The sequence below is a fragment of the Pseudomonas sp. St290 genome (assembly GCF_018325805.1).
GTDB lineage: Bacteria > Pseudomonadota > Gammaproteobacteria > Pseudomonadales > Pseudomonadaceae > Aquipseudomonas > Aquipseudomonas bijieensis.
This window is the reverse complement of sequence record NZ_AP014703.1, coordinates 4,681,625-4,687,484: the sequence shown is the minus strand read 5'-3', so window position 1 is coordinate 4,687,484 and position 5,860 is coordinate 4,681,625. Positions and strand designations below refer to the sequence as shown.

The 5,860-nt window shown below is 62.8% G+C and carries 3 protein-coding genes; 1 reads left to right on the top strand and 2 read right to left on the bottom strand.

The annotated features are described in order from the left end of the window. The first annotated feature begins 266 nt into the window (after positions 1 to 266). Positions 267 to 1,229, top strand: a complete 963-nt coding sequence (locus PBDP_RS20310; protein ID WP_109754553.1) for an alpha/beta hydrolase — start codon at positions 267 to 269, stop codon at positions 1,227 to 1,229. Between the two features lie 222 nt (positions 1,230 to 1,451). On the opposite strand, the gene PBDP_RS20305 is transcribed toward PBDP_RS20310, so the two are convergent. Further along, a complete protein-coding gene (locus PBDP_RS20305; RefSeq protein ID WP_212801235.1) occupies positions 1,452 to 3,902 on the bottom strand; it encodes a TonB-dependent siderophore receptor in 2,451 nt (816 codons plus the stop codon). 104 nt (positions 3,903 to 4,006) lie between these two features. Beyond that, on the bottom strand, positions 4,007 to 5,656 hold the full coding sequence (locus PBDP_RS20300; RefSeq protein WP_212801234.1) for a cyclic peptide export ABC transporter: 1,650 nt from the start codon (positions 5,654 to 5,656) through the stop codon (positions 4,007 to 4,009). Positions 5,657 to 5,860 lie beyond the last annotated feature (204 nt).

Here is a 5,860-nt window from a genome sequence, read left to right as displayed (position 1 = left end):
GGATGGGGGCGGGTTCATCGTTATATGAGGAACCCGCCGTCGCCTGGAGGAAGATAGCCAGCACCGAACCTGTGGCGAGGGAGCTTGCTCCCGCTGGGCTGCGAAGCGGCCCCAAAACCAGCCCTCTCGAAACAACTGACCCACCGAGGTGCTGGCCATTGGGGCTGCTGTGCAGCCCAGCGGGAGCAAGCTCCCTCGCCACAGGGTTTTGCATGAGCCTGAGTGGCTCATCTTTTACCCATGGTTTTTCACAAGGAACCCCTGCGATGTCCCTGCATCCGGAACTCAACGCCTTCCTCGACCTGGCCGAAGAAAGCCAGGCCGAGGGCCCTGGGCCGTTTCACCTGTCGACGCCGGCCCAGGCCCGCGAGGCGTTCGAGCGTACCACCGGGCAATTGCGCTGGAACGCTCCGGCGGATGTGCAGTGCGCCGCTCACGCATTCACCGCCCGTGACGGTGCGCCGCTGACCCTGCGTCTGTATCGTCCGGCCACGGCTGCGGCCCAGGTGTTGCCGGTGCTGGTGTACTTTCACGGCGGCGGCTATGTGGTCGGCAGCCTGGACTCCCACGATGGTGTCTGCCGCGAATTCTGCGCCCGGACGCCGTGCGCGGTGTTGTCGGTGGGCTATCGCCTGGCCCCGGAACACACCTTCCCGACCCCGCTGAACGACGGCGCCGATGCCCTCGACTGGCTGGCCCGGCAGGCCCGCGCCGAAGGCCTGGACCTCAGCCGCGTGGCGTTCGGCGGCGACAGCGTCGGCGCGACACTGGCGACGGTGCTTGCGCTGCAAGCGGCCCTGGAACCCGCCTCCCTGGCGATCCAACCGTGCTTTCAGTTGCTCTGCTACCCGGTGACCGATGCGTCCACCAGCAGCCCATCCACCGAGTTGTTCGGCGAAGGGTATCTGCTGGAGAGCGAAACCCTGGAGTGGTTCTACCGGCACTACGCCAATGAGCCCAGCGATCGCCTGGACTGGCGTTTCTCGCCGTTGCTGGCACCCGGTTACCCAGGCCTGGCCCCGGCCCTGATCGCCCTGGCCGGCCATGACCCGCTGCTCGACGAAGGCCGCGCCTACGCCCGGCGCTTGCAGGAACAGGGGGTAAGCGTGGAGCTGATCGAATACACCGGCCTGATCCACGACTACCTGCGTTTGCAGAGCGTGGTGCCGGAGATTGACGAGGTGTACGCGCAATTGAGCCAAGCCTTGCGGATTGCACTCACTGCCTGAAACACCACAAAACAACTGTGGGTGGTCTCAGAATTTGCATAGGCCACAGATCCCCTGTGGGAGCGAGCTTGCTCGCGATAGCGGCAGGTCAGCCAGCACTTAAGTGCCTGATACACCGCCATCGCGAGCAAGCTCGCTCCCACAGTTGTTTTGTGGTGATTTCAGTATTTTGCAGGCACAAAAAAACCGGGCCAGGCCCGGTTTTTTTGTGTGGGGTATTGCTTAGAAGTCGTAGGTCACGTCCAGCGAGGCCACGCGTTCCTGGCCGTAGTAGCAGCCGAACGAGTAGTTGCAGTGGGACACGTATTCGCGGTCGAAGACGTTCTGCACGTTCAGGCTGGTGGTGACGCCACGCAGGCTCGAGGTGGCCTTGCCCATGTCATAGCTGATGGTGGTGTCGAACACGGTGAAGGCCGGTACGTCGAACGAGTTGGCCGCATCGCCCGGCTTGCGGCCGGTGTGGCGGGCGCCTGCGCCGAAGGTCAGGCCATTGAGGACGGCCTGGGTGAAGTGGTAGTCGACCCACAGCGTGGCGGAGAACGGAGCCTGTTGTTCGCTGCGGTTGCCCTCGTTGCCGTAGTTGTCCTTGGTGTAGAACGAGTCGAGGTAGGTGGCAGCGGCCATGACGTCGATGTTGTCGACCGTGGATTTGACTTCCAATTCAACGCCCCGTGAACGCACCTGGCCCGACTGGATCGAGTTCTGCGGATCGGCGGGGTCGGCGGTCACCAGGTTCTTCTGTTTGATCTGGAACACCGAGGCGGTAATCATCGTCTTGTCGAACGGCTGGTACTTCACGCCCACTTCGTATTGCTCGCCTTCGGTCGGCTTGAAGGCGTTGCCGCTAGCGTCCGTGCCGGTGGTCGGCAGGAAGGATTCCGAGTAGCTGATGTACGGCGCCAGGCCGAAATCGGTGACATAGGTCAGGCCCACCCGGCCGGTGAACTTGTTGTCACGCAGTGACGAGACGGTGCCCGCCAGCAGGTCCTTGTTGTCCACTTCGGCCCAGTCCTGGCGGCCACCCACGGTCAGGATCCACTTGTCCAGCTTGATCTGGTCCTGCAGGTAGACGCCGGTCTGGCGAACGGTGTTGTCCCACTTGGTGTCCAGCGTCGGGGTCACGCTGCCGGTGTCGTAGTTGTTGTTATTGCCGTACAGGTCGATCGGCGCGACGTTGTAGGCGTTGTAGCCGTCGTACTTGCGGTTGAAATGACGATAGTCCACGCCCGCCAGGGTGGTGTGTTCCAGGGCGCCGGTGTTGAATTTGTATTCCACGTTGTTATCGACGGTGTAGGCGGTGTTGTGCTGCTGCCAGTCGAGTTTTACGCGGTTGGCCTGGGTCTGGTCAGTCACGCCACCGGTGGTGACGAAGCTGCGCAGGTAGAACCCCCGGTACTGGTCACGCACGTCGGTGTAGCGCGCCGTGGAGCGGAATTTCAGGTCATCGGTGAGGTTGTGGCTGAAGTCGTAGCCCAGGATGAACTGGTCGCGCTTGTAGTCGTTCCACCGCGTATCGCCGGAGAAAAAGTCCCGGTCGATCCGCTGGCCGTTGGGGCCGCGCTCCAGGGAGCCGATCCTCGGCAGCGCCTGGTAGTCCTCCAGGCCGTCGTCGCGCTGGATCTGCGCCAGCACGGTCAGCGAGGTGTCTTCGTTGGGCGCCCAGGTCAGGCTCGGCGTCAGCAGCATGCGTTCGCTGTGGGTGTGATCGACCTGTTGGTTGCCTTTTTTCGCCACGCCGATGACGCGATAACTGAATTCCTTCTGGTCGTCGATCGGGCCGCTGGTGTCGAACGCGCCGTTGACCCGGCTGTAGCTGCCCGCGCCCAGCTTGATCTGGCTGCGCTGTTCCGTGGTCGGGCGCTTGGAGACCATGTTGATCAGGCCGCCGGGCTGGTTCTGCCCGTACAGCACCGACGAGGGGCCCTTGAGCACTTCGATGCGTTCCAGGGTGTACGGGTCGATTTGCGGCGCGCCGCCGAGGCTGCCGGCGTAGGGCAGGTAGGCCCCGTCGAGGTACAGCGGCGTGGGCGAGAATCCCCGGCTGGTGATTTCGTCGGCGATGGCGTTGCGGTCGGTGAAGCCGCCGGTGTTCAGCCCCGGCGTGTAGCGCAGGGCCTGGGTCAGGTTGCGTGCGCCCTGGGTGGCGACCTGCTCGGCGGTGACCACGTTGATGGTCTGCGGGATCTCCAGGATCGGCGTGTCGGTCTTGGTGCCGGTGGCGCTGCGGGTGGCGACGTAACCGTCCACCGGACCGTAGGCGGACTCCACGGATTTACCGGTGATGGTGGTGGCGCCCAGTTCCAGCGAGTCGCCCGCCGTCCTGGCGCGCACGCTGGCCGTGTTGCCTTGAATGGTGAACATGACGCCGGTCCCCACCAGCATCTGCGACAACGCTTGGGCCGGCGACAACCGGCCGCTGACCGGCTGGCTGCGCAGGCCCTGGACATCGTTGGCGCTGTAGAGCACTTGCATGTTCGATTGATTGCTCAACGCCTGCAGGGCACTGGCCAGCGACTGCGCCGGAATATTGAGGTCGACTTCCTGTGCCTGGACCTGCGCGCTGAACGGCATGGCCAGTGCCAGGCTGAACGCGGTGGCGCTGAAGCCTGGTTGCAGCAGGCGGCGCATGATCAGTGCCTTGGTAAAACGTGGAATCCCCGGAGTTGCTGGCATGTGTTTCACTCTTGCAGGTTTTAGTTTTAATAGGGGTGTAGTTGTTATCAATTCTTAATTAGGACGCACGACCCCGGAAAAACCAGAATGAGAATCGTGATTATTTACGCGGATTGCAATTCGGTGATGACGCGGCCGGCTTCCATGCGCACCAATTGGTCGGCCACGTCGAAGTAACGGTCGTCGTGGGAAATCACGATGATGGTCTTGCCCAGGCGCTTGAGGTCCGGCAGCAGCTCGGTGTAGAAAATCCGCCGGAAGGTCGGGTCCTGGTCGGCGGCCCATTCGTCGAAGACCAGCACCGGGCGTTCCTCCAGCCACGCATTGACCAGTGCCAGGCGCTTGCGTTGGCCGGTGGACAGGTCGGTGGTGGTGAAGGCGCCGTCGCGCACGCTGACCTTGTGGGCGATCTCCAGGCGTTGCAGGTATTGGTTGGCGTCGTCCGGGATATGGGTGTCGCCCTGGACGATGTCGTCGAACAGGTAGTAGTCGGCGAAAATCGTCGTGAACAACTGTCGATAGTCGTCGCGGGTCACGGCCGTCACCACGTGGTCGTTGAGGCGGATTTCCCCTTGCTGCGGCGCGTACAGGCCCAACAGCAGCTTGATCAGCGTGGTCTTGCCACAGCCGTTTTCACCGACGATGAACACGATGTCGCCCTGGTCGATCTTCAGGTTCACCGGCCCCAGGCGGAACGGCGTGGCGCCTTCCACCGCCGGGAAGCTGTAGGCCACATTGCTCAGCTCCAGGGTCTGCACCGGGGTTTTCGGCTGGCCCTGGTCATTGAGCAGCAGGTGCGGTTCAGGGGATGAAAACTGCTCCGACAACTCGGCGATGCGGCGAAAGGCGATCTGCGCACGGCTGACGATCGGCAGGGTGCCGATCAGGTGCTCCAGTGGGCCTTTCATGTACAGCAACACCAGCACGAAACCGCTCATCACCGCTTTGTCGGCGCTCGGCCACAGCGATTGCAGGGCCAGGGCCAGGCCGATCACCACGAAGAACAGCATCGAGCCGAAGGTCTTGGCGATCACGAAGATGTTCACCGAGCGGATCTGCGTGTCGCAGATCTTGTCGGCGGTTTGCTCGATGCCTGAGACGAACATGCGTTGCCGACGGGGGCGATGGATACGCAGTTCCTTGGCGCCTTCGGCGATGGCGTTGTAGTGCTTCTGCAATTCGTCCTCGGAGTCGCGAGCCTCCATGAAACCCTTGATCCCACGACCGCGGGCGATGTACTGCACCACGGTGCCGATGACAATCGCCACGACCATCATCAGGAACATCGGCCACGACAGCATGGCCAGGTAACCCATGCACCCGAGGGTGACGGTCAGGGAGATGGCGAGAGGGGCGAAGGCGAAGGCGAAATCGCTGATGGTGTCGACGTCGTGGGTCAGCACCGGGATCAGGCGATGGCTGCGGTAGCGTTCGATCTGCTGGATGGGCGCCGAGAGGACTTTTTCCCCCAGCTCCTTGCGCAGTTTGGCGATGATCTTCTGGCCGACGTAGTTGGTGCCGATGTCGGAACAGATGGAGCTGACCAGGGCCAGCAGGCACAACCCGGCGAACACGCCCACCACGGTGTGGCTCAACCCGCCTTCGGCGTGCAGCACCTGGTTGATGGTCGCCAGCAGCACGGTCACGCTCAGGCCACCGACCATGCCCAGCAGGATGGCGCCGATGACAATCAGCCGGAAGGGTTTGAGCAGGGTGAACAATTCATTGATCACCCCGCGTTTTGGTTGGCTCATGGAGGTTTCCCTGCTAGATGAAAAGGGCGAAGGCCATCGCGGGGCATTCACCGCATGGCTGGAAGACGGCGGCACGCCGGGTTGGGGCGCGCCCACCTGTAGAACGATTGGGAGGGGAGGGGATTTAACGAGGAACTGCCTGACACACATTATTGTGGCGAGGGAGCTTGCTCCCGCTCGGTTGCGCAGCGACCGCAAAATCTT